Raw genomic sequence first — 25,172 nt, 5'->3', positions numbered from 1 at the left:
AGAGTATTGTTAAAGTCAAAAGCAAGATGGAAACCGAAATTATCGAATCACCAAGAAGAGCAATTATTAAGTAAAGAATTACAGATTTCCCCTCTATTAGCTAAACTACTTGTTACTCGTGGATTTAATACAGTAGATGCAGCAAGTAAGTTTTTATATGAAGATCAAATGAGCTTTCATGACCCGTTTTTATTAGAGGGTATGGATATTGCAATTGACAGAGTATTTCAAGCGATTGAAGAAAATGAAAAAATATTAATTTTTGGCGATTATGATGCAGATGGAGTTAGCAGTACTTCAGTATTGTATTTAACATTAATCGAACTAGAAGCAAAAGTAGATTTTTATATACCTAATCGTTTTACTGAAGGGTATGGTCCAAATAAGAATGCATTTAAATGGGCGAACGAACAAGGTTATTCATTAATCATTACTGTAGATACAGGTATTTCAGCAGCTGAGGAAGTTAATTTTGCAAATGAACTAGGTATGGACGTAATTATTACGGATCATCATGAACCACCAGAGGAATTACCAAATGCTATTGCAATTATTCATCCAAAGCTAAGTCCTAGCTATCCTTTTAAAGAATTAGCAGGTGTAGGAGTTGTGTTTAAATTCGCTTCCGCATTATTAGGTAGGGAGCCAGAGGAATATTTGGAACTAGTTTCGATTGGGACGGTTGCTGATTTAGTACCTTTAGTTGATGAAAATCGTTTAATCGTAAAAAAAGGTGTAAGGCAACTGAAGCAAACAAAGCGTGAAGGACTAAGAGCTCTTTTAGAGATTAGTGGAACTACAACAGATTCAGTTACGGAAGAAACAATTGGATTTGCAATTGGTCCTAGAATTAACGCAGTTGGTAGACTCGGTGATGCTAAGCCTGCAGTAGACTTAGTTTTAGAAAATGATCGAGCACTTGCTAAAAAAAGAGCAGAGCAAATTGAAATTCTAAATAAGGAACGACAAGAATTAGTTTCACGTATGACAGAAGAGGCAATTAAGCAGGTTAACGAACTTGATTCATCTTGTTCAAATAAAGTAATTATTGTTGCAAAAGAAGGTTGGAATGCAGGGGTAGTTGGAATCGTTGCTTCGAAATTAGTTGATCGCTTTTACAAACCAGTAATTGTTCTAAGTATTGATCATGAAAAAGGAATAGCAAAAGGTTCAGCAAGAAGCATTGAAGGGTTTTCTCTATTTGAAAACTTAACAAAATGTAAAGATATTTTACCTCATTTTGGAGGACATACACTTGCTGCTGGTATGACATTGGCAATTGAAGATGTCGAGCTATTAAGACTTCGTTTAAATGAGTATGCAGATCAAATTATGACAGATGAAGATTTTATCCCATTAAAAGAAGTCGATTTAAAATGTCAGGCTAGTGAAGTTTCAATTTCATTTATTAATGAATTAAATATGCTGGCACCATTTGGTATGCATAATCCAAAACCTGTATTAGAAATAAACGAGGTTGATGCTCTAAATATTAAACAAATCGGTAATGGAGGTGCACATCTTAAAGTACAACTAAAAGATGATGTTACATTCCTTGATGCTGTAGGGTTTGGATTTGGACATGTTGCTAATGAAATTGCAACTGGATCAAAAATATCCTGCTTAGGAATGGCTTCTATTAACGAATGGAATGGTAAACGAAAGCCACAGTTAATGATTCATGATATTAAAGTAAATCATTGGCAGTTATTTGACTTAAGAGGTCAAGAGCCACATCGATTAACTTTACCTCATACCGAAGAAAAATTCATATTTTTACATCAATCATCAAATGAATATGAAAATTTAAAGACTAAATATCCTATTTCTACGTTTGTTGCATACGAAGATGTATTAAACTTAGATATTAATATACAAAATAATTATGTAATCCTACTTGATTTACCTAGTTCTGAAAATAATTTGAAAGAAGTTTTTCGAAATGGTTTATCAGAACGGATCTACTTAATTTTTAATCAAGAAGAATTACATTTCTTCTCACCAATTCCGAGTAGAGAAAGTTTTAAAAAATTCTATTCAATCTTAGCAAATACCAATCCATTTGACATGAACATGTATGAAGTGGCATTATGTCGTAAGATGGGATGGAAAAAAGAACAAGTCGATTTTATGACAAAGGTGTTTTTTGATTTAGAATTTGTTACAATAGAGGATGGAAAAATTCGTTTGTTGCCACAAACTGAGAAGAAAGATCTCTCTTTATCTAATACGTATGCAAAAAAATTAGCTAGTATTGAACTAGAACGTTTGTTTTTGTACTCAAAATGTGATGAATTAACTACATTTTTTCAAAATATGAAAAGTCATTTTTCCGAAAATGGGGAGGCACTTATTTAATGAATTTAAAAGATTATATAACGATCGTACCGGACTGGCCAAAAGAAGGCGTACAGTTTAAAGATATTTCATCATTAATGAATGATGGAAAAGCTTATAAGGAAGCAACTGATCAAATCGTAGCTTATGCGAAAGAAAAAGATGTTGATTTAATAGTTGGACCAGAAGCTCGTGGTTTTATCGTTGGTTGTCCAATTTCTTATGCTTTAGAAATTGGTTTTGCACCTGTTCGTAAACCAGGTAAATTACCTCGTGAAGTTATTAGCTACAATTACGATTTAGAATATGGTACAAATACGTTAACAATGCATAAAGATGCTATTAAACCAGGTCAACGTATTCTGATCACTGATGATTTATTAGCTACTGGTGGTACGATTGAAGCTACAATCAAACTAGTTGAAGAATTAGGTGGAATTGTAGTAGGAATTGCTTTCTTAATTGAGCTTTCTTACTTAGAAGGTCGTAAAAAATTAGAAGGCTATGATATATTTACACTAATGACATATTAATTTTTAACATATGATAATGTTATCCAAATAGGGTACTCTGATTAATCAGAGTGCTCTTTTTCTATCAAAGATCTGCAAAAAAAATTGAAATTTGACGACTCCTGCTTTACAAAAAACGAAATTTTCATGATAATAGAAGAAATAATGATTTAAGGTGATTAGATGGCTACTGAGCAAGTTTTGACAGCAGAACAGGTTTTAGAGCAAGCGACCCATTATTTAAAAGAAGATGATGTGGCGTTTATTAAACGTGCTTATGAATATGCTCGTGACGCACATAGTGAGCAATTTCGTAAGTCAGGTGAACCATATATTATACACCCGGTTCAAGTAGCAGGTATCCTTGTTGGCTTGGAGATGGATGCTACAACCATTAGTGCTGGGTTTCTTCATGATGTAGTAGAGGATACTGAAGTATCTAAAGAGGACTTAGAGAACCAATTTGGCAAAGAAGTATCTATGCTTGTAGATGGTGTAACAAAGTTAGGTAAAATCAAGTTTAAATCGAAGGAAGAACAGCAAGCTGAAAATCATCGCAAAATGTTTGTAGCGATGGCACAGGACTTGAGAGTAATATTAATTAAATTAGCCGATCGCCTTCACAATATGAGAACGTTAAAACACTTACCTCAAGAAAAACGTATGCGAATTGCGAATGAAACGTTAGAAATATTTGCACCGCTAGCTCATCGACTAGGGATTAGTAAAGTAAAGTGGGAGCTTGAAGATACGGCATTACGCTATTTAAATCCACAACAATACTATCGAATCGTTAACTTAATGAAGCGAAAAAGAGCAGAGCGCGAGCAATATTTAGAAGAGGTTATAAACGAAATCTCATCTCAACTTGAAGATGTGGAAATAAAAACAGAAATTTCTGGACGTCCTAAGCATATTTATAGCATTTATCATAAAATGGCTAAGCAGAATAAACAATTTAACGAGATCTATGACTTATTAGCCGTACGTGTGATTGTTAATAGTATTAAAGATTGCTACGCTGTTTTAGGCGTTATTCATACATGCTGGAAACCAATGCCAGGCCGTTTTAAAGATTATATTGCAATGCCTAAGGCAAATCTATATCAATCACTTCATACGACTGTAATCGGTCCAAAAGGTGAGCCATTAGAAGTACAAATTCGTACACAAGAAATGCACCAAATTGCTGAATATGGTGTTGCAGCACACTGGGCATATAAAGAAGATAATGCAAATCTTCCTTCACAAAAAACGTTAGAAAATAAATTAAGTTGGTTCCGTGAAATTATCGAATGGCAAGATAATTCTACAAATGCAGAAGAGTTCATGGAATCAGTAAAAATGGACTTATTCTCTGATATGGTTTTTGTATTTACTCCAAAAGGTGATGTTTTTGAATTACCACTAGGATCTGTTCCAATCGATTTTGCTTACCGAATTCACTCTGAAATCGGAAATAAAACAATTGGTTCAAAAGTAAATGGAAAAATGGTACCACTTGATTATAAACTTAAAACTGGTGATATCGTTGAGATTATGACATCGAAGCATTCGTATGGACCTAGCCAAGACTGGTTAAAGGTCGCTCAGTCTTCACATGCTAAAAATAAAATACGTCAATATTTTAAAAAGCAAAGAAGAGAAGAGAATGTTGAAAAAGGCAAGGAATTAGTTGAAAAAGAAATTAAAGCTCTAGAATGTGATTTAAAAGAAGTATTAACGTCTGAAAATTTAAAACGCGTCGCAGAAAAATTTAATTTCTCTAATGCAGAAGATATGTATGCAGCCGTTGGATACAATGGAATTACTGCAACACAGATTGCTCACCGTTTAACAGATAAATTCCGTAAACGTACTGAAATTGAGCTAGAAGACCGATTAAAAGAACTTTCTTCGGATCTTAAAAAAGCTCCATCACGTCGTAAAGATGCTGGTATTTCTGTAAAAGGTGTAGATAATTTATTAATCCGTTTATCAAAATGCTGTAATCCTGTTCCAGGTGATGATATTGTTGGATATATCACAAAAGGTAGAGGAATCTCAGTTCATAGAAGCGATTGTGTAAACATGTTAAATGATAGTGAAGAAGATCGTTTTATTGAAGTTGATTGGGAAGAAAGCCCTACATTTGAACGTGATTATAACGTCGATATAGAAATTTTCGGTTACGATCGTCGTGGTCTTTTAAATGAAGTTCTTTCAGTAGTAAATGAAACAAAAACTAATATCTCTTCAGTAACAGGAAAAAATGATCGAAATAAAATGGCAACTATTACAATGAGTTTGTCTATTCGTAATATAAACCACCTGCAAAAAGTAGTGGATAAGGTTAAACAAATTCCAGACATATACTCTGTGAGACGTATTTTCCACTAATAGGAGGTGCCACTGATGAAAGTATTATTACAGCGCACAAAAGAAGCAAAAGTCGTAGTGGACGGACAAGTAGTTGGTCAAATACCTAAAGGGTTATTATTACTAGTCGGAATAACGCATGAAGACACGATAGAAGATGTGAAATATTGTGCTGACAAAGCAGTTAACCTAAGAATTTTTGAAGATGAACTCGGAAAAATGAATTTATCATTAAATGATGTTGGTGGCCAGATTCTATCCGTTTCTCAATTCACCTTATATGGCGATACGAGAAAAGGAAGACGTCCAAGCTTCACAGATGCAGCTAAACCAGATATCGCAAATGAATTATACGAATATTTTAATTCATATTTACGTGAACAAGGATACGAAGTACAAACAGGCATTTTTGGTGCAGATATGGATGTAACCTTTACAAACTGGGGACCAATTACAATTATGATTGAAAGTAAATAAGCCAATCTTTTACCTCCTTTTCCAAAAGGAGGCATTTTTTTTTGCTAGAAATAATTATTAAAATAATAACTTCTTAGAGCGAATATACTTAATTACACGGTTTTTACAAAGAATTTAGAGGAGGCAACTATATGGACATAATTACAATTGTGTTAATCCTTATCGCTGGTGTAATTTTGTTTACAATCCTCAAAAGTTTCTTTAAAACACTTTTATTTGTTATTTTAATCATCCTAGTTTATTACGGATTAATGTATTTCATTGACGGATCAGTTGAAAGCATTCAATCTAGTTTAAGAATATTTCATTAGACCATGGTGTGTACCATGGTTTTTTTAGTTGAAATGAGAATGTCGGATGTAGTAAATAATAACTGTGATTGGCAAAATAAAACGTGGGATTCAATTAAAACCCAAGAATCGCAAATAACACCCTGGGATCGCAAATAAAAATTGAGAATCGCAATTAAAAATCAGAAATCGCAAATAAAAACTGATACTCACCATTAAACTTAATAGATTTATGAAATTATCAATAAAATCATCAAATTTTACTAATTAAAATCTACTTTCAATTAAATACACATAAATACTACTTAAATTTAATCAAATTCCACCACATTTTGTCTGAATCCAAAGAACTAATTTAAATTGCTTAATCCTCAAAAAACTTGCCTAAGTTTAGTTCACAACAGTATTTTAATTGTTTAATCCATTAATTATTTGGACATCCTATATAACAACATACTTGGAAGGAGACTGCAGCATGAGAATAAATAATCGTAATAGTCTAGGATCAGGTAGAAAAGGTGTCTTGAATATGGATTTTCATGAGTTTCAAAATAGGGGACAAGAATCTAATTCATTAGAGATGGCAAGTGAGTTTGGTTTAACTTTAAGAGAAGTGCGTGATTTGAAAAGACAGTTGGAGCGTTCGTAAAAATTTTTTAACTGTTCTTGACATTTGGTGTATCCGAACGTAAGATATTAAATAACATATTGATACATAGTAACATTCCATAGACGGAGAAAAGTAGGATAGAATCTCTTGTAGAGAGAGGAAATGCCGTGGCTGAGAGCATTTCCACAAGTAGACTATTTGAAAGACACTCCCGAGGCTTTATCCTGAACGATTTCTAGTAAGGATAAACGTAATCGGCGTTAACGATGAAAGTGGGAGAACAGTTTATTGTTCTTCAATTAGGGTGGCACCACGGGCTTTTAACTCTCGTCCCTACTGTTTTTATTTCAGTAGGCACGAGGGTTTTTTGTATTTATAAGGTTTATTATTTAGGAGGATTTAGAATGTCGATTAATATCCCAAGAGGAACTCAGGATCTTTTGCCTGGTACGATTGAAAAATGGCAGTATATTGAAAAGTTTGCACGTGACTTATGCAAACGATATAACTATAACGAAATTCGTACACCAATCTTTGAACATACTGAATTATTCCAACGTGGTGTTGGAGATACAACGGATATTGTTCAAAAAGAAATGTACACATTTACTGATCGTGGAGATCGTCAATTAACATTACGTCCAGAAGGAACTGCGTCAATCGCTCGTTCTTATGTTGAAAATAAAATGTACGGAAATAGCAATCAACCTACTAAGTTGTACTATATCGGTCCTATGTTCCGTTATGAACGTCCACAGGCTGGTCGCTATCGTCAGTTCGTACAATTTGGTATCGAAGCTTTAGGAAGTAATGATCCATCTATCGATGCAGAGGTATTAGCTTTATCAATGGATTTATATCGTGGTCTTGGATTGAAAAATGTTAAGTTAGTTCTTAATAGTTTAGGTGACTTAGAAAGCCGTAAAGCACACCGTGAAGCGCTTGTGAATCATTTTAAACCGGTAGCACATGAGCTATGTAGTGATTGTAATAATCGTTTAGAAACTAATCCATTACGTGTTTTAGATTGTAAAAAGGATCACGATCACCCTTCAATGAAGACAGCTCCATCGATATTAGAATATTTAAATGAAGAATCTATGAACTATTTCAAAGCTGTTCAATCTTACTTAACAGCTATGAAAATTCCGTTTGAGATTGATGCAAATTTAGTACGTGGTTTAGATTATTATAATCACACTGTATTTGAAATCATGTTAGAAGGTAAAGGATTCGGAACAATTTCAACTTTAAGTGGCGGTGGTCGCTATAACGGATTAGTTGAAGAAATCGGTGGTCCTAACACCCCTGGTATTGGTTTCGCATTAAGTATCGAACGTTTAATATTAGCTCTTGAGACAGAAGGAATCGAACTTCCAATTCAACAAGAAATGGATGTATTCCTAATTGGACTTGGAGAAGAAGTGAAAAAAGAAGCGACTGCTATTTTATATCAATTGCGTAAAGCTGGTCTTGTTTGTGAAAAAGATTACCAAGATCGTAAAATAAAAGCGCAATTCAAAGCAGCGGACCGTTATAAAGCAAAATATGTAGCGGTTCTTGGTGAAGAAGAATTATCTCGAGGTGTCATTAATCTAAAAGACCAAGAGACTGGTGTACAAGAAGAAGTTGCATTAGACATCTTTGTAAAATACGTAAGCTCTAAATAAACAAATGGGGGAATTGAAAATGGAACAACGAACGCATTTATGTGGAGAACTAAGAGAATCACATATTGGTCAAAGTGTAACACTTAAAGGATGGGTACAAAAAAGACGTGATTTAGGTGGATTAATTTTTATTGATTTACGTGACCGTTCTGGACTTGTACAAATCGTTTTTAATCCTGAAACTTCAGGTGAAGCTTTAGCTCTAGCTGAAACTGTACGTAATGAATTTATTCTTCACGTTCACGGGAAAGTAGTATCTCGTGGTGAAGGTACAGCTAATACAAATCTTGAAACGGGAGCAATTGAAGTTTCTGTTGAAAAGCTTGAGGTTATTAATAAAGCTAAGAATCCTCCATTTGCAATTGAAAATAAAACGGAAGTAGCAGAAGACCTTCGTTTAAAATATCGTTATTTAGATCTACGTCGTCCAGTTATGTATGACACATTTAAATTACGTTCAAAAATTACAAAATCAATTCGTGATTTCTTAGATGGTGAAGATTTCTTAGAAGTTGAAACGCCAATTTTAACGAAGAGTACACCAGAAGGAGCTCGTGACTATTTAGTTCCTAGCCGAGTACATCCAGGTGAGTTTTATGCTTTACCACAATCACCTCAAATTTTTAAACAATTATTAATGGTTTCAGGATTTGAACGCTATTTCCAAATTGCACGATGCTTCCGTGACGAAGATTTACGTGCTGACCGTCAACCAGAATTTACTCAAATAGACATTGAAACTAGCTTCCTTTCTCAAGAGGAAATAATGGAAATGTCTGAAAGAATGATGGTTAAAATGATGAAGGAAACAAAAGGTGTTGACCTAGTTACTCCACTTCCTCGTATTAGCTATGATGAAGCGATGAATCGCTACGGTTCTGATAAGCCTGATACTCGTTTCGGATTAGAGTTAATTGATGTTTCTTCATTTGCTAAAGAAAGTGGATTTAAAGTATTTACTTCAGCTGTTGAAAACGGTGGCCAAGTAAAATGTTTAAATGTAAAAGGTCAAGCTGCAAATTATTCTCGTAAAGACATCGATGGTCTACAAGAATATGCTGGTCGATATGGAGCAAAAGGTCTTGCTTGGTTAAAACTTGAAGAAGATGGTTTCAAAGGTCCAATCGCTAAATTCTTTAGTGAAGAAGAATTTGCTACATTAAAATTAGCTGTAGAAGCAGAAGCAGGAGACTTAATTTTATTCGTAGCTTCAGATGCTTCAGTAGTTGCAAATAGCTTAGGTGCACTTCGATTAAAACTAGGTAAAGACTTAGATTTAATTGATCAATCTAAATTCAATTTCTTATGGGTTACTGACTGGCCATTACTTGAGTATGATGCAGATTTAAATCGTTATTTTGCTGCTCATCATCCATTCACTTCACCTGTTCGTGAAGATATTGATAAATTAAATACAGATCCAGGTAGTGTAAAAGCTCAAGCTTATGACTTAGTACTAAATGGTTACGAGCTTGGTGGAGGATCAGTTCGTATTTACGAAAGAGACATACAAGAAAAAATGTTCAAATGCTTAGGATTTTCTGAAGAAGAAGCACAAGCGCAATTTGGTTTCTTAATGGAAGCATTTGAATACGGAACTCCACCACATGGCGGAATTGCGCTAGGTTTAGACCGTATTGTTATGTTACTTGCAGGTCGCTCAAATTTACGTGACACAATTGCTTTCCCTAAAACAGCATCAGCAAGTTGCTTATTAACAAATGCACCAAGTCCAGTTTCTTCTGCACAATTAGAAGAATTAGCGTTAAAAACAACTGTAGAAGAGTAAAATAAAAAGGAAGGGTGAAGGAATTAATATTCTTAATCCTTTCCTTTTTCTTGTTGAAGGATTAAGGAAAATTCTGTTTTTCTTTAATTCAAGCTTGAAGTAAATAGCTTGTATCATGTATATTTAAATCATTGTAATCTGATTAAGATAGTGGGAGTTGAATAAATGTTACACCAATTTTCTCGTAATGAGCTTGCTTTTGGTAAAGCAGGTTTAGAGCGATTACAAAACAGTACGGTAGCTATTTTAGGTATTGGAGGCGTTGGCTCATTTTCTGCAGAAGCATTAGCTCGTTCTGGAGTCGGACGTTTAATACTAGTGGATAAAGATGTTATTGATATTACAAACGTGAATAGGCAAATTCATGCATTATTATCAACAGTTGGAGAGCCTAAAGTAGAAATGATGAAGCAACGTATTCTTGAGATTAATCCTGAGTGCGAAGTAATTACACATAGAATGTTTTATACAGAAGAAACATTTGAAAAGTTTTTCGAAATTCCATTAGATTATGTAATTGATGCTTCTGATACAATTACATATAAAATTCATTTAATTAAAGAGTGTCGTCGTCGTGGAATTCCACTTATTTCAAGTATGGGTGCTGCAAATAAGATGGATCCGACTCGATTTAAAATTGCTGATATATCAAAAACAACTCACGATCCTATAGCAAAGGTTATTAGAACTAAACTTCGCAAAGAAGGTATTCAAAAAGGAGTAACAGTTGTATATTCAGATGAAAGTCCTATTGTTATTCGTGAAGATGTACGTAAAGAAATCGTACCAGATGAAAATACAAAAATTCGTAAAGCGAAAATGCCACCATCTTCAAACGCCTTTGTACCATCAGTTGCCGGCTTAATCGCAGCTAGTCATGCAGTTCGTGAATTAATAAAGGATATTGAAATTAAGCGTGTAGGTAAAGAATAACTAATGCTCAAACATTGCTGACTGTAGGAATTAATTTCCTACAGTTTTTTTGTTTATTAATGTAAAAACTACCTTCAATAGGAGGTGTTTGATGTTGAATAGAGCCTTAAAAGTATTTTGTACTTTCGGATTATCATTATCATTATTAACTGCTTGTAACAGTACAAGTGACGTGGAAAAAGATTCAAAACAGCATCATGTAGATAATTTATCCAATCGGATTAATGTTAAGTATAAAAAGAAAAATAATGTTGTCGAGAAAAATGGTAAGGTTGGCAAAGATGGCGTCGTTAACGATATGGAATCGATTGAAATGAATAAACGTAAGCCTAATAAATAAAAAAGACCCCCAAATTATTGGGGGTTTCAGTCTGCCCGAAAACAATCGCTTTCTTCGTTGGCTCATTACCGCGTAAGGGTAACTCCGCTCCTCACCAGGCTTCGCGCCTCGAAAGACAAGCGTTAGAAATCAGCTGATCAGACACATTACCATATAGTGTAAAAGGGGATTACATATTTAAATCCTTCTCATTTTTAGAACTATTTTTACGTCTTCTCACAAATTGGCGTCCAATTAGAGAAATAACTAATAGTCCAACTACAAGAAGTAGAATTTGAAGATAGGATAAGTTAAAGTATTTAGCACCGGTAACAATTAAAAGTGTAGATAACGTACCTTTAATAATAAAAAATATAATTATCCATAAACCGCCTTTTTTCCAATTCATTTCATTATACTCCTTACTATTGCTTGCATTTTGTTACTTCATTATACAATAGTACAAGTGATAATATACTGTGAATGTTTTACATTATTTTGTCCAAATTTATTCTGTTAGATTGATCAATACATTTTGTTTCTTTTGGATTAATGTTTTTAGATTAACAATTTTTTTGTTTAAATTTTCATTTTCAATTTTTAATTTAACTACTCTTTCTTTTAACTGCCTATTTTCCTCCGAAGCTTTATGCTTTTGTTCGAAATTCATTAAGAATTGGATGACCATTTCAATTTTCAGCGAAGGAGGATTTAAAGGATTATTTAATTTGGTAACTTCTTTAGGTTTGCTTAATTCTCTAAATTGATCTTTTGATAGTTTTCGGTATCTAGACGCACATGCTGTTTTTGTCCGATTAATAATATTTGCTACCATTTCAAATGCTTCTTGCTTTGATTTACCTTTGCTTTCGTATTTTTCAACTAGTTCAATTAATGTGTTTTCATCTTCCAGTGACCATTTTGTTTTTGGGGCATTCATTTTTTCACCTTCTTTATTTCAACTATTATTATCTTCACCAAATAAATGATTAGTAAAAAGAAATATTTGCGGGGTGCAGATGAAAAATGTTTCCAATTCAATTACAATAGTAAAAAGAGTTGTAAAGGAGGGAGAAAAATGAGTCATGAACCTCTAGCATACCGAATGAGACCAAGAACGATTGATGAATTAATTGGTCAGGAAAAAATTATCGGAAAAGAATCAGCGTTATATCGATTAATACATAACGGACGAGTTCCTTCAATGTTAATACACGGGGAACCTGGAATAGGTAAAACATCGTTTGCCCATGCAATTGCTGGTACGGTTGATAAACGTTTTGTAACTGTTAATGCGACTACTTCTGGTAAAAAAGAACTTGAGGATATCGTTCATGAGGCGAAAATGTTCGGTGAAATCATTCTATTTGCAGATGAAATTCATCGTTGGTCAAAGCTGCAACAGGATTATTTATTATCATATGTAGAAAGCGGATTTATTACGTTAATTGGGGCAACAACTGAGAATCCATACCACGATGTTAACAGTGCGATACGATCTCGCTGTAACCACATTTTAAAATTAGAACCGCTTTTACCAAAACATATTTATAAATTATTAGATAAAGCCTTGAGAGATGAGGATAGAGGATTAGGAAACTTGCAAATCCAAATTTCAGAGGAACAAATTTTAAAAATTGCTCATGGAGTAAACGGAGATGCAAGATCATCATTAAATATTTTGGAATCAATCGTATACGGTTCAACAAAGGAGTCAGACGGAACGATTGTAGTACAAGATGAAATTATTGATGAATTTCTTCGTTCAAAAGGTTTTAATCATGATAAAAATGGAGACTTTCATTATGACACATTGTCTGGTTTCCAAAAGAGTATTCGTGGAAGTGATGTAAATGCGGCACTATATTATTTGGCAAGGCTCATTGAAGCGGGTGATTTAACTAGCATTATTCGAAGATTATTAGTGATTGCTTATGAGGATATCGGATTAGCTGGCGATCCATGGAAGGTTGTCCTGGCTTGTGAAGCCGCAAAGCAAGTTGGATTCCCTGAAGCAAGAATTATTCTTTCAAATGCAGTAATTGAGCTCTGTTTGTCGTCCAAATCTAATTCTAGTGTCACATCAATTGATCGAGCATTAAATGATGTGAGAAGTGGGCTACATGATGATATCCCAGCACATTTAAAAGATGCGCACTATGCTGGAGCGAAGGATATGGGGCATGGGATAGGTTATATCTATCCGCATGATCATCCTTTAGGTAATTTTGGCGGCTGGGTAAATCAACAATATCTTCCAGATCGATTAGTAAATCAAGTTTACTATAAACCAAAAGAAGCAGGAAACGAAAAACGTTACGGGGCTATTTTTGAAAAACTACAGCAGTTTAAGAAAAATCGTAATTAAGTCATTAATTAAAGAGAAGGTAGATATAAAGCGAAATTGGTCGCTTAATCTACCTTCCTTTTTAATATGATCCACTCAATTATGATTAAATTTATTAATAAACCTACCCATATATTAACATTTAGGGCTTCCTCAACCATTCGTTCTCTTCCACCAGGTATATGCAATCCATTTAGCAAAAAGTAGGCTAATAATATTAATGGTACTAAAACCCTCCCACTAACTGCTACTAATGTGATTCCGAAACTTCGAGTCATCCAGATTTGGTGAGCTATGTAATTTTTCTTCTTTGCGCTATGAATACCTTGAATTGTAGTGAAAATCCAAAGTATAGCTAAAACAAGAAAAGACATTACTTTTGAAAAATTTTCAATATAAAATATTACGATCAATGACAAAATTCCGCTTATAAAAACGCTAGTATAGTATATAGTTCCGATCATTCGATGGATTCTTGGGTAACGAGTTCTAATGTTCTTAACAAACTGTAAGAACCCAGCAATTAAAGCAATAAATGCAAAAAAGATATGTGTAATTAAAGCAGGGTATTGAATTGAAGTTGAACTAATTTGGATACGACTTTTCTCTGGATCAATAAGAAAATAAGGAGCCATAAATGGAACAATGACACAAAGCGAAATAATAAATAAAATCCACCAACTTTTTTTAGAATTCATTAATAAACCTGTCCCCCAATATTTAGTTTGATATAAGTAATTTAGGATAAAAATCTTTAAATAATATCATAACAACCTAATATGAACCGAACATGAATAAAAAAAGTCGAGATTTTAGTCTCGACTTTTAAGCACTAATATCATTTTCAAAATCTTCAATAGTTGGAGAATCAACTAAATGACTAGTTAATAATTTTATCTCGAGGAAAAGTAAATCGGGTTTAATAAAAGTTGAAGGGATTGATAAAATCTCTTCGTCATCTTTATCATAGAAAACAATATAATTAACTTTTCGTTGATATGCTGCCATTTTACCTTCGTTTTTACCCCATTTTCGGAGTTCGATCGTCATCCGGTTTATCTTATGAAGCTCGATCGACTTCAATTCATTACCTTTTTTTAAGGTTAGCTGTCTACTTGTTAAAATTAATTTATATTCTTTTCGAAGTTGAATTGTTGCATACACTTTATATAAGAAAATAATCCATAGTAAAGCAAGTAATAAAAAATAAAAAGGATCGTGATTTCCAAAAGCAGTACCGGTTCTAATAGCAGTTAGAAAGCCTAGAAAATAAGTACCAAAATGCCAGCTTGGCTTTGATTCCAAAATGACTTCTTGACCTAATTTATCGTTTTCTTCTTTATTTAATAATTCAAGTTGGGCTTTATGTTGATCCTCAGTATATTTATCCCATTTTGTAAATGCCGTAATTGTTTCATCGTAAAATCGTGGGCTAGGAATTTGGTCAGAAATATAAGCCCCTACATATGCAGCCATCCAATCATTTTCTTCCCAATTTTCTTGATGACTACGAAATTTAGTTAAATAATAAGTTACTTCTTGTTCATAATAGTTTGAAGTATCATAACGCTTTATAATTTCGATCTCGTCGGGAATCACACCAAAATCTTCATGAGCAATTAAATAAAGAAACAGTCTGTTTTTTACAAAACTATGTTGATGCTCTTCCGTAAATGTGTAGATATTTTTCTTTGAAAATTCATTTAATTTTGTATAAAACCATACGGCAGATTCTATATTATGAGCACAATAATCAAGGATGTCTTTTTCAATTTGTATGCCATGTTCCATCAGTGATATAACAGCATCCACTTTTAGGTAAGGATCTTTATATTCAAGTGCTTCATTTAAATATTCATGCATGTGATCGTCAAAATAATATTGCATTAATTGAAGGCAAATACCCATTTCTGTTCGAACGATGAGATAAGATTCTTTCCAAGCTTGGTATACATATTTTAAATTGTAATCTTGATCATAATTTAAATATGATTCTCGTTTAAGCTTATATAAAACTTTAATTTGTTCGATTATATAATTTTTCTCATCGGATGAAAAAGGTAAAGAGATTGAATTTCTTTTACACAATAGAATCAGATGAAAAATTGAAACTGCAGTTTCTTCATTTTCGATTAAACGTAATAGTTTTTTTACAAGTTCTGGAGCCCAATTTGTCTCTTCGAAAATGAATTGAACATCGATATCAAGAGAGTACCGTTTACTATTTTTTTCAATGATTCGTATATAGGCATCTCTAGCTAACTCTGAGTTCAGACTTATTAATAAATAGAGAGCTTGATGTTTTGCTCGTTCACTATATGCTTCAAAATTCTTTTCGATTGGTGTTATTAATTCTTGGAGTGCAAACTCTGAACAAAATCCAACTAAGTGATAGCTTCCATCATCCCAATCTTCTATTGATTTCGGGAAATTGCTTCCCGCTTCTTCTAATAAATAAATTAATGATTTAATAGAAGCACCTGATCGAAGAGACTTTCTAAGTTGGTCTATGCCTTTTGCACGCTGATATAGATCTTGGTGGTGTAATTGTTTTACTATTTTCTTGAATTTTCTTTGTACAGCCAACTGAAAACCTCCTCTAGCTTCTTTTTAATTCCAATATATCATAATAAGGGTTATGAGAAATAGTTAAATAGTCTTGTAGTGTATTTGTTTAAATAAAAATTCAGGGCTTTTACCTCATTTTTTGTCACAATTGGATAAATTTTACAAAATGGTTTTGATAATTTATTTTTAAGCTTTTATAATAATAAGAACAAGCTGTTCATATTTTATATAGAACTTGTCCAATCCTAGCGATCATTTCGATTAACTTATTCTCGAAACGAAAGTAGGAATTTTTTTTGTACCTAAAAATTAGAAGGAGGATGAACATGGTTAAACTCTATGTCCTGGCGGTTGTCATTGGTGGAGTGACCGGATTTATTTTTCACATCCTGTTTAACAAAGGTACGATTATGCTCCCGGTGAGACGAAAGAAAGGCTTTTATTTAGGTTTTCTTGCAGATATTTTATTTGGAGCAACAGCCGCGACATTATTTGTTTCTTTATTTATACCAGAAAACATGTTAAAAGATATGCGAATGGTAATCGGATACTGTATATTAGCTGGCCTCTCATCTCAAAGCTTTCTTTTAAGCAGGGCACTTAACACTGAACGGGAAAGGGTAAGTTCACTGCATAATATTTCTAAGCAAATTGTGTAGTATTTTCAATAATTTAATTGGCATAAGATGAAGGAGGCATGTAATGAGGCTAGTGCTAACACCCGAAGAGAAAGCAATTTATTTAGATTTATTAGAGGATTTATTAAATGCCGATACTGAATACGAAATTAAAAGTATCGAATTCCAAGTCATAAGCTTTTTAAACAACATAAAAGAATCTAGAAAAAATGTTGAAGATTTCGATGAAAAAGCGGCAGCAGCTCAATTCGTACGTGCTGGTAAATTGAAAAGTTAAGCAAGCAAAAAACGAAAGCAAACAGACTAAAATAGAAAAAAACCCCTAATGTCGTATGGTTAAACTATATAACATTAGGGGTGTTTCTTTTTTGTAGATTTAGAGAAATATTAATCTTTGTCCCCAGTTTTGAGATTACTAGATAATTAGCGAGAATGATGGAGTAAAAATTTTTGAATTTATATAGCGATGAAGTTCAAGTTAGTAAACTTACCTGACTAGTTATTAACATAGATGGATATTGCACTTTTCCAATTGGTTTAGTGCATTTTTTTCATGTCATGTGAATTTATAGGATAAATAGTGTACAATAATTGTATTACTACAGTTTAAAAATAGGATAAATCTGATGAAAATAAGAGATATAGTTTATTGAACGGAGTGAATTAATGAAGATTTCAACTAAGGGAAGATACGGACTGACAGTTATGATTGAATTAGCTAAAAGATATTGTGATAAACCAATTTCACTCAAGAGTATTGCGAAAGCACAAAATCTTTCTGAGCATTATTTAGAACAAATTATTTCGTTATTACGTAATGCAGGATTAGTTAAGAGTATTCGTGGAGCATATGGTGGGTATATTTTAACAAAGGAACCGAATGAAATTTCTGCAGGTGAAGTAATAACTGCACTTGAAGGATCACTATCTCCAATCGAAAATCTTGAAGATGAAAATCCTGCACAAAGAGAGTTGTGGACTCGTGTTCAAAAAGCGATTAATGAAGTTTTAGACCATACAAGTCTTGAGGATTTAGCAAAATTAGAATCTGATGATTTAAATGGGTATATGTTTTATATTTAATTAGTGCGTTCAAAGATAGGTGAACGCTTCATAAAGAAAGGGTTTAATAAAAATGGAACGTATTTATGTAGATCATGCTGCGACTTCTCCAATGCATCCAGAAGTAATTGAAAAGATGGTTGTAGAAATGCAAGAGACTTTTGGAAATCCATCTAGTATTCATTCATTTGGCCGACAAGCTCGTCAAAAGATTGATACTGCACGCATGATTTGTGCAAATAGTATAGGATCAAAAGTTAACGAAATTATTTTTACAAGCGGTGGAACAGAAAGTGATAACCTTGCTGTTTTAGGCGCTGCTTATGCGAATCAAAAATATGGTAAGCACATTATTACCTCTAGCATCGAGCATCATGCTATATTACATACATGCCAAGCTCTTGAAAAGGAAGGCTTTGAGGTAACGTATTTACCTGTTGATCATACAGGTCGTGTGAATGTAGAAGATGTAAAGGCTGCACTGCGTGATGATACAATTTTAGTATCAATTATGATGGTTAATAATGAAATCGGAACTGTTCAACCAATTAAAGAAATTGGTGAACTTCTTAGTGACCATAAAGCTCATTTCCATACAGATGCAGTACAAGCTTACGGCTTAATTCCAATTAATGTTGAAGAACTTGGAGTCGACTTTTTATCCATTTCCTCACATAAAATTAATGGACCTAAAGGTGTAGGTTTTCTTTATGTAAGTGAAAATGCAATTTTTACACAATTACAATATGGTGGACAGCAAGAGCGAAAACGTCGTGCGGGTACAGAAAATGTTCCTGGTATTGTTGGATTAGCTAAAGCAGTAGAAGTAATTCACATCGAAAGAGATGAACGTATAGAAAGCTATTTGCGTTTCCATGAAATTTTAATGAATGTTCTAAAAGAAAATGGAATTCGTTTTGAAAAGAATGGAAATGAGTCATTTTTTGCACCACATGTGTTAAACTTATCATTTGAGGATATTTCAATTGAATCATTTTTGGTAAACCTTGATTTATCAGGCATAGCAGCTTCAAGCGGGTCTGCTTGTACAGCTGGTAGTATAGATCCATCACATGTGTTAGTTGAAATGTTTGGAATAGATTCACCTAAAATACGTTCTTCGGTACGGTTCAGCTTTGGTTATGGAAATACAGACGAACAAATCCGTATAGTCGGAGAACGTGTATCTTCAATTGTAAAACGATTAGTTAAAATATAAATTTTTATAGTGCGAGGGGATATTATTTATGAATAAAAAAGATCCAAAAGACACTCGCGTAGTAGTAGGAATGTCAGGTGGTGTAGATTCGTCTGTAACAGCATACTTATTGAAACAACAAGGATATGATGTCATCGGTATTTTTATGAAAAACTGGGATGACACAGATGAATTTGGCGTATGTACAGCAACTGAGGATTATGAAGATGTAATTGCAGTTTGTAATCAAATAGGAATTCCGTATTATGCAGTGAATTTTGAAAAGCAATATTGGGATAAAGTGTTTACCTATTTCTTAGATGAATATAAAAAAGGTAGAACACCAAACCCAGACGTAATGTGTAATAAAGAAATTAAGTTTAAAGCATTTCTTGAACATGCAATGGAGCTTGGAGCAGATTATGTAGCGACAGGTCATTATGCTGGAGTTGAGTTTCGTGACGATGAATATAAAATGTTACGAGGAATTGATAGCAATAAAGACCAAACTTATTTCCTAAATCAACTTGGTCAAGAACAACTATCGAAAGTTATGTTTCCACTTGGAGGCTATTTAAAGCCAGAAATCCGTAAAATTGCTGAAGAGGCAGATTTAGCGACAGCTAAGAAAAAAGACAGTACTGGAATTTGCTTCATAGGTGAACGTAACTTTAAAGAATTTCTAAGTAATTATTTACCTGCACAACCTGGTGAAATGAGAACGATGAACGGGGAAGTTAAAGGTAAACATGATGGGCTTATGTATTATACAATTGGTCAACGTCATGGACTTGGAATCGGTGGAAATGGAGACCCATGGTTCGTTGTAGGAAAAGACTTGAAAAATAATATTTTATTAGTTGAACAAGGTTTCCATAATGAGTTACTTTATAGTAATGAAGTACTTGCTTCTGATATTAGCTGGACATCAAATAAACCGAAAGAAGGTTCATTTACATGTACTGCTAAATTCCGTTATCGTTCTGAAGATAATGAAGTAACAGTTCACATTTTAGATGATAACTCAGTAAGAATTCTTTGCCACGAAAAAATTCGTGCAATCACTCCAGGACAAGCCGTTGTATTTTACGACGGGACAGACTGTCTAGGTGGAGGAACAATTGATCGTGCTTTTATCGATGGTAATGAATTAACTTATTTAAGATAAATCTATTTACCCCAATCATAATGGTTGGGGTTGTTTTTTTGAATGGAAATACATAATTTATCGTAGAAATTTTGAAGAAACGTTCCTTTGAAATGTATACTATGGTGTGATAGTGTTAAATAGGTATATTAAGTTTCTTAAACTGATTAGTACAGAAAATGGAGTCTATCAAAAATAATTGAAAGAAAATACATAGAGGTGTCATATATGAATAATTTTGAACGTGGAGTAGCAGCCCTACAAGAGGGAAACTTAGAGGATGCAGCTAATTTTTTAACGAAAGAAATTGAAGAAAATCCTTCTAATACATTAGCATATGTAAACTTTGGTCAGCTTTTACTATCAATGGGTGATGTCGAACGAGCTTGTCGTTTTTTTGAAAAGGCTTTAGAAATTGATCCGGAATTGGCTGCAGCGCATTATGCAGTTGGAACAGTATATTTTGAAGATGGAAAGTTTGAATTAGCTAAAAAACATTTTCAACATTGTGTGAAACTTGGCATGAATGATAGTGATGTCCATTTTATGATTGGATTATGCTGTGTTAATAATGGCGAAGATCGTTTTGCACTTCCATTTTTTCAACGAGCGATTGAGCTAGATGATCAAGATGTTGACGCATTATTTCAATATGGCCTTACTTTAGCTAAATTAGAAATGCTAGATGAAGCAAAAATTAATTTAGAAAAAGTTTTACAATTAGATGAACTTCATGCGGATGCACATTATAATCTAGGCATAATTGCGATGTTTAATCATCAGATTACAATTGCGAAAGACCATTTTAATAAAGCGATTAAAAGTCAAGATGATCATATGCTTGCTATGCACGCTTTAAAAGTGATTGAAAATAAAGAAGTAGAATGAAGCTAGTTTAGTTATGTAAGTTCGGGGAGGTGGAGAAATGCAAACCCAAAGTGAAATGGAATTGTTTGTTGATGAGACACCATATATTAAAGGGCATATCACAACAATCATCTTTTATAATGTAGAAAATTTTTATACTGTTGCAAAGGTAAAAGTAGTTGATACAAATTTATCAAATTGTGAACAGGAAATGACTATTACTGGGAATATTCCAAGGATGAATGAAGATGAAACATATACATTTAAAGGGATTGTAAAAGACCATCCGAGGTATGGTAAACAGTTTCAAATTTCATCATTTGAAAAAGAGCTTCCATCTACTAAAAAAGGTGTTATTCAATATTTATCATCAGATTTATTTAAAGGAATTGGAAAGAAAACAGCCGAGAAAATCGTTGATCATTTAGGTGAAGGTGCGATTAATAAAATTTTAGATAATGCAGATAGCCTAGAAGGTGTTCCCGGGCTGGCAAAATCTAAAGCTAAAGAAATTTATGAAACAATTTTATCTCATCAAGGTCTTGAAAAAGTAATCAGCTTTTTAAGTAGCTACGGTATTGGAACGGGTTTATCGATAAAAATTTATAAGACTTATAATGAATCAACTCTTGATGTTATCAGAACAAATCCATTTAAGTTAATTGAAGATGTGGATGGGATTGGGTTTGGAAGAGCAGATGAAATTGGTCGAGCTATCGGTATTACAGGAAATCATCCGGATCGGATACGAGCGGGTTGTATTTATATTTTAGAACATTTATCAATGCAAGAAGGACATGTTTATATAACGCAAGATCAGTTTATTGATGAAACTAGACAATTATTAATGAAACAGGACAAAGAGCTTGTCGAAGCAGTCGACATTTCTCGGGAAATGAAACGATTGGTAGCTGACGGAAAGCTAGTAATGGAAGATGAGAGAATCTATTTATCTGCGCTTTATTACGCTGAGAAAGGCATTGTAAATGCGATCCAAAAATTATTAAGTGATGCTCCAGATTTAGGAGAAATGACTGAAACTAGATTTGCAAAAGAGCTAGAAGACCTCGAATCAAAAATGAATGTAAAATATGCCCCTTCACAGGCACAAGCAATCAAAAAGGCTATGGAGTCAGCTATGATGGTCCTTACAGGTGGACCAGGGACAGGTAAAACGACAGTTATTAAAGGAATTGTTAATCTGTTTTCAACAATCCATGATTTATCATTAGATCAGCATTCTTACCCGAAAGATGATCCATTCCCTTATTTGCTTGCTGCACCTACAGGTAGAGCGGCAAAAAGAATGAGTGAAGCAACTGGATTACCGGCAGTAACAATCCATCGTTTACTCGGTTGGACAAGAGAAGGGGAGTTTAGCCATCATGAGGAAAATCCTTTAAATGGAAAGTTACTAATTATTGATGAGTTTTCAATGGTCGATGTTTGGTTAGGGAATCAATTACTCAAAAGCATTCCAGAAGGATGCCAAGTCATTTTTGTAGGGGATGAGGATCAATTACCTTCTGTTGGCCCAGGTCAAGTCTTAAAGGATTTATTAAACTCTGGCACAGTTCCAACAGTACGATTAAAAGATATTTACCGTCAATCAGAAGATTCTTCGATTATTACGCTTGCACATTATATAAAAGATGGAACAATATCCGAGGATTTATTTGAACAAAGAAAAGATCGTTCATTTATCGGTTGTTCAAGTCAACAAGTTGTTGAAGTCGTCAAAAAAGTGTGTGAAAACGCCAATAAAAAAGGTTTTCCTGTAAGAGATATCCAAGTATTAGCACCGATGTATCGTGGCCCAGCAGGAATTGATGCTCTAAATGAAGGGCTTCAAGAAGTGTTTAACCCCAAAAAAGAAAAGCAACGTGAAATGATTTTTGGTGATACAACTTTTCGGACAGGTGATAAAGTTCTCCAACTCGTAAATGTTCCTGAAAATAATGTTTTTAATGGAGATATGGGTGAAATTGTAAACATTTTTTTCGCCAAAGAAAATGTAGAACAACAAGACATTATAATCGTTTCATTTGATGGTAATGAAGTGACGTATACTAGACCAGACTTTTCTCAATTAACTCTTGCTTATTGTTGTTCAATTCATAAGTCTCAAGGAAGTGAATTTGATATTATTGTGCTTCCGATTGTCAAAAGTTATTATCGAATGCTTCGAAGAAATTTAATTTACACTGCAGTGACAAGAAGCAAAAAGTTCTTAATCATGTGCGGTGAACAAGATGCATTTATTCAAGGCATTGGCAGAACAGATGATGGTCAAAGACAGACTACTCTATGTATGAAACTAAAAGGAATTGAAAATGGAGAAGTACAACTAAACGAGGATTTACCATTTCAGCTTTCAGACGAATTACCAAATCTTTCACCTTATGATTTCATGTAAATGACTAAGAATATATAGTGCAAGACGATTCCTGTACTAACGTATATTTTTATGAAAATTTGGTCACAATGCTTAGAAACATTGCCTTTTTTGGCTAAGGGAGCGAGCGTTGTGATTTGTCCAAATTGTCATAGTAAAGACTTAGGGAAAATAGGTGTAAATCAATATTATTGTTGGGGATGTTATATTGAACTAACAATTAATAAAGGCATAATTTATACCCACCAAGTTGAGGAAGATGGTACGTTAAGTTCGTTGGATGATTTATTTGACGAAGAGGATCGAAAACTTAGTATGTAGGAGTGGGTAATTGATGGCTAGAAAAAGCTCTTTATTAGGTTTAGGTTTAGGTGCAGGTGCACTTGCGATGAAGTTAATGTACGATAACAAATGGCTTACTTCAAAGAATATGAAACGTATGAGAAAGTCATTGAAAAAAATGCTTTAATTTTTTTAAGCACATGTCTATAGAGGCATGTGCTTTTTTACTGTTGAAAAAGAGTTAGACAATAAAATTGTTGGATTGCCTTGATAAGGAAGTCGTGTCCTATTGATTTCCACTACAGGCTGCTCGCTTGCCATGGGGCGAGATTCTTTAGACTCCTCGGCTCCGCCTGTGGGGTCTCAGCCTTCCCGCTAATCCCATAGGAGTCGAGCACCCTTTCGTTCCAATCATGTTCTTTATAAAAAATAATAATCTTAAAAACAATAGATTAGTCAATTGAACGAATGGATTACCCCTAATTAATTAAATTGTAACTTATGATGACGCCTTACACATCTTTATAAATTTTAATCTTAATAGAAGATATCTTAATTTTTATCTTGTATAGAGGCGTTACATTAAAAATCAACGAACTTTATCAGTAAACTTTACTTCTTTACTTAGTTTTCTAATTAACTTATTTAAAACTGTGCTTTGTGCTTTTCAGATTTTTTTATTCAAAGTTTCAGCTAATTCTCAACTTGCTTTCAAATCTAAAAATTTTCCGTTGAAAAAATATTCAATCTCTTTTATTATTTATAAAAACATGGAAAAGAGATGGTAAATATGGGAGTGGGAGTTAAGCTTGTTAAGAATGATTTAAAATATGCTGAGCAGGTTTTTAAGTTATCATCAGATCCAGGTGTGAAAGATATATTAGGAATAAAAGTAGAACTTATTGATGATACAATTCGATTTATTAGCAATATTGTTCAGCAGGAATCAGAAGGTAAGGTAATTAATCGGATAATTTTGAATGAGCAAGATGAGGTTGTCGGTATAACTAGTTTAAAGCATATAGACCGAGGAGATGGAATTTGCCATATCGGTACTTGGATAGGAGTTCCATTTTGGGGGCAAGGGTATAATGAAGCTTCAAAAGTTGAAATCTTAAAAATTGCTTTTAACGAGTTGAAGATGGACTATGTTTTTGCTGGAGCAAAAGAGTCAAATACTAGGTCAAGGCGTGCTCAAGAGAAATTAGCTTATATGACAATTGGTGTAGAGAAGGAATTTCCAAATGAACTAACAATCATTGAAAAAGAAGCAAAAACCAAATGTGTATTGAATGTTGTTAAGAGAGAAGACTTCGCAAAATTTTTAACAAGTCACATAATTTAATTGAAATTCTCCATACTATTACCAGTAT

25 protein-coding genes and 1 other annotated feature are annotated in these 25,172 nt (G+C 33.5%); of the genes, 21 read left to right on the top strand and 4 right to left on the bottom strand.

Going from position 1 to position 25,172, the window contains the following annotated elements; translation table 11 throughout:
* The first annotated feature begins 6 nt into the window (after window positions 1–6).
* From recJ to ACFVRR_RS20735, 10 genes are all read left to right on the top strand, one after another.
* Window positions 7–2,358, top strand: coding sequence for a single-stranded-DNA-specific exonuclease RecJ (recJ, locus tag ACFVRR_RS20780; RefSeq protein ID WP_387332319.1), 2,352 nt, complete (start codon window positions 7–9; stop codon window positions 2,356–2,358).
* On the top strand, window positions 2,358–2,870 hold the full coding sequence (locus ACFVRR_RS20775) for an adenine phosphoribosyltransferase (protein ID WP_387332317.1): 513 nt from the start codon (window positions 2,358–2,360) through the stop codon (window positions 2,868–2,870). Before recJ ends, ACFVRR_RS20775 begins: the two co-directional genes overlap by 1 nt.
* A gap of 162 nt (window positions 2,871–3,032) precedes the next feature.
* Window positions 3,033–5,228, top strand: a complete 2,196-nt coding sequence (locus tag ACFVRR_RS20770; RefSeq protein ID WP_097978433.1) for a RelA/SpoT family protein — start codon at window positions 3,033–3,035, stop codon at window positions 5,226–5,228.
* A gap of 15 nt (window positions 5,229–5,243) precedes the next feature.
* On the top strand, window positions 5,244–5,684 hold the full coding sequence (gene dtd / locus ACFVRR_RS20765) for a D-aminoacyl-tRNA deacylase (RefSeq protein ID WP_097978434.1): 441 nt from the start codon (window positions 5,244–5,246) through the stop codon (window positions 5,682–5,684).
* 131 nt (window positions 5,685–5,815) lie between these two features.
* Window positions 5,816–5,995, top strand: a complete 180-nt coding sequence (locus tag ACFVRR_RS20760; RefSeq protein ID WP_387332315.1) for a hypothetical protein — start codon at window positions 5,816–5,818, stop codon at window positions 5,993–5,995.
* 454 nt (window positions 5,996–6,449) lie between these two features.
* Window positions 6,450–6,623 (top strand): hypothetical protein, encoded by a 174-nt coding sequence (locus ACFVRR_RS20755; protein ID WP_088013656.1) that lies wholly within the window; start codon window positions 6,450–6,452, stop codon window positions 6,621–6,623.
* Between the two features lie 71 nt (window positions 6,624–6,694).
* Window positions 6,695–6,922: a binding site (T-box leader), on the top strand.
* Between the two features lie 66 nt (window positions 6,923–6,988).
* Window positions 6,989–8,254, top strand: coding sequence for a histidine--tRNA ligase (hisS, locus tag ACFVRR_RS20750; protein ID WP_098233129.1), 1,266 nt, complete (start codon window positions 6,989–6,991; stop codon window positions 8,252–8,254).
* 19 nt (window positions 8,255–8,273) lie between these two features.
* Window positions 8,274–10,043 carry an aspartate--tRNA ligase gene (gene aspS, locus ACFVRR_RS20745; RefSeq protein ID WP_387332312.1) on the top strand — a complete coding sequence of 590 codons (1,770 nt, stop codon included), beginning with the start codon at window positions 8,274–8,276 and terminating at the stop codon, window positions 10,041–10,043.
* A 165-nt stretch (window positions 10,044–10,208) separates the two neighbouring features.
* Complete coding sequence (locus ACFVRR_RS20740; RefSeq protein ID WP_097978438.1) at window positions 10,209–10,976, top strand: tRNA threonylcarbamoyladenosine dehydratase; 768 nt, start codon at window positions 10,209–10,211, stop codon at window positions 10,974–10,976.
* Window positions 10,977–11,067: 91 nt separating this feature from the next.
* Window positions 11,068–11,316 (top strand): hypothetical protein, encoded by a 249-nt coding sequence (locus ACFVRR_RS20735; RefSeq protein WP_097978439.1) that lies wholly within the window; start codon window positions 11,068–11,070, stop codon window positions 11,314–11,316.
* Between the two features lie 169 nt (window positions 11,317–11,485).
* Here the strand turns inward: ACFVRR_RS20735 and ACFVRR_RS20730 are convergent, their stop codons facing one another.
* Entirely contained in the window at window positions 11,486–11,704 is a 219-nt protein-coding gene (locus ACFVRR_RS20730; RefSeq protein ID WP_387332309.1) for a hypothetical protein, read from the bottom strand.
* A gap of 99 nt (window positions 11,705–11,803) precedes the next feature.
* On the bottom strand, window positions 11,804–12,235 hold the full coding sequence (locus tag ACFVRR_RS20725; protein ID WP_387332307.1) for an SANT/Myb-like DNA-binding domain-containing protein: 432 nt from the start codon (window positions 12,233–12,235) through the stop codon (window positions 11,804–11,806).
* Between the two features lie 138 nt (window positions 12,236–12,373).
* Here ACFVRR_RS20725 and ACFVRR_RS20720 point away from each other — a divergent pair, with 138 nt between their 5' ends.
* Window positions 12,374–13,663, top strand: a complete 1,290-nt coding sequence (locus ACFVRR_RS20720) for a replication-associated recombination protein A (protein ID WP_387332305.1) — start codon at window positions 12,374–12,376, stop codon at window positions 13,661–13,663.
* Between the two features lie 44 nt (window positions 13,664–13,707).
* Here ACFVRR_RS20720 and ACFVRR_RS20715 read toward each other — a convergent pair whose 3' ends face one another.
* A complete protein-coding gene (locus ACFVRR_RS20715; RefSeq protein WP_387332303.1) occupies window positions 13,708–14,340 on the bottom strand; it encodes a DUF2306 domain-containing protein in 633 nt (210 codons plus the stop codon).
* A gap of 127 nt (window positions 14,341–14,467) precedes the next feature.
* On the bottom strand, window positions 14,468–16,228 hold the full coding sequence (locus tag ACFVRR_RS20710; protein ID WP_387332301.1) for a hypothetical protein: 1,761 nt from the start codon (window positions 16,226–16,228) through the stop codon (window positions 14,468–14,470).
* Between the two features lie 308 nt (window positions 16,229–16,536).
* Here ACFVRR_RS20710 and ACFVRR_RS20705 point away from each other — a divergent pair, with 308 nt between their 5' ends.
* From ACFVRR_RS20705 to ACFVRR_RS20660, 10 genes are all read left to right on the top strand, one after another.
* A complete protein-coding gene (locus ACFVRR_RS20705) occupies window positions 16,537–16,869 on the top strand; it encodes a DUF4257 domain-containing protein (RefSeq protein WP_056472677.1) in 333 nt (110 codons plus the stop codon).
* A 43-nt stretch (window positions 16,870–16,912) separates the two neighbouring features.
* Window positions 16,913–17,125, top strand: coding sequence for a hypothetical protein (locus ACFVRR_RS20700; protein ID WP_056472680.1), 213 nt, complete (start codon window positions 16,913–16,915; stop codon window positions 17,123–17,125).
* Between the two features lie 389 nt (window positions 17,126–17,514).
* A complete protein-coding gene (cymR, locus tag ACFVRR_RS20695) occupies window positions 17,515–17,931 on the top strand; it encodes a cysteine metabolism transcriptional regulator CymR (RefSeq protein ID WP_056472685.1) in 417 nt (138 codons plus the stop codon).
* A 52-nt stretch (window positions 17,932–17,983) separates the two neighbouring features.
* Window positions 17,984–19,129, top strand: coding sequence for a cysteine desulfurase family protein (locus ACFVRR_RS20690; RefSeq protein ID WP_097979029.1), 1,146 nt, complete (start codon window positions 17,984–17,986; stop codon window positions 19,127–19,129).
* Between the two features lie 28 nt (window positions 19,130–19,157).
* On the top strand, window positions 19,158–20,276 hold the full coding sequence (gene mnmA / locus ACFVRR_RS20685; protein ID WP_097979028.1) for a tRNA 2-thiouridine(34) synthase MnmA: 1,119 nt from the start codon (window positions 19,158–19,160) through the stop codon (window positions 20,274–20,276).
* Window positions 20,277–20,483: 207 nt separating this feature from the next.
* Window positions 20,484–21,143 (top strand): tetratricopeptide repeat protein, encoded by a 660-nt coding sequence (locus ACFVRR_RS20680; RefSeq protein ID WP_387332297.1) that lies wholly within the window; start codon window positions 20,484–20,486, stop codon window positions 21,141–21,143.
* A 37-nt stretch (window positions 21,144–21,180) separates the two neighbouring features.
* Window positions 21,181–23,538, top strand: a complete 2,358-nt coding sequence (gene recD2, locus ACFVRR_RS20675) for an SF1B family DNA helicase RecD2 (protein WP_387332295.1) — start codon at window positions 21,181–21,183, stop codon at window positions 23,536–23,538.
* A 51-nt stretch (window positions 23,539–23,589) separates the two neighbouring features.
* Entirely contained in the window at window positions 23,590–23,838 is a 249-nt protein-coding gene (locus ACFVRR_RS20670) for a hypothetical protein (RefSeq protein ID WP_097979025.1), read from the top strand.
* A gap of 13 nt (window positions 23,839–23,851) precedes the next feature.
* Window positions 23,852–23,986 carry a DUF3918 family protein gene (locus tag ACFVRR_RS20665; protein ID WP_082459514.1) on the top strand — a complete coding sequence of 45 codons (135 nt, stop codon included), beginning with the start codon at window positions 23,852–23,854 and terminating at the stop codon, window positions 23,984–23,986.
* 603 nt (window positions 23,987–24,589) lie between these two features.
* Window positions 24,590–25,144, top strand: a complete 555-nt coding sequence (locus ACFVRR_RS20660; protein ID WP_387332292.1) for a GNAT family N-acetyltransferase — start codon at window positions 24,590–24,592, stop codon at window positions 25,142–25,144.
* Window positions 25,145–25,172 lie beyond the last annotated feature (28 nt).

This window comes from Gottfriedia sp. NPDC057948 (assembly GCF_042887255.1).
GTDB lineage: Bacteria > Bacillota > Bacilli > Bacillales > Bacillaceae_G > Gottfriedia.
Note: the sequence above shows the minus strand (reverse complement) of the source record. Positions and strands in the feature narration are given on the sequence as shown.